The organism is Burkholderia sp. JPY481 (assembly GCF_038900515.1).
GTDB lineage: Bacteria > Pseudomonadota > Gammaproteobacteria > Burkholderiales > Burkholderiaceae > Paraburkholderia > Paraburkholderia youngii.
The window spans coordinates 1-255 of sequence record NZ_JAYMRT010000216.1; the positions used below are offsets into that span (position 1 = coordinate 1).

Consider the following 255-nt stretch of genomic DNA (forward strand, 5'->3'; position numbering starts at 1 on the left):
ACGCTGTCGCGAAGCGTCACCAGGGGTGAATCATGAACGGGCGTGGACTGATCACGGCAAGCATGCGCGAACTGGAACGGGTCAAGGTCATCGAGGCGGTCATTGAAGGCCGGCTGCACTGTTTTCAGGCGGCCGAGCGACTGGATCTGTGTACGCGTCAGGTCAGCCGGCTGTGCCGGCGTTACGAGGCCTGTGGGCCGGCGGGACTGGTGTCGGCCAAACGGGGCTTGCCCAGTAACCGGGAACTGCCGGTCG

General features: G+C 64.7%; 1 protein-coding gene. It reads left to right on the plus strand.

Features of this window, described 5'->3' with window-relative positions; all coding sequences use genetic code 11:
* Positions 1–32: 32 nt before the first annotated feature.
* Positions 33–255, plus strand: a 223-nt coding sequence (locus tag VSR82_RS40415) for a helix-turn-helix domain-containing protein (RefSeq protein ID WP_498857977.1), incomplete at its 3' end; no start/stop codon positions are given.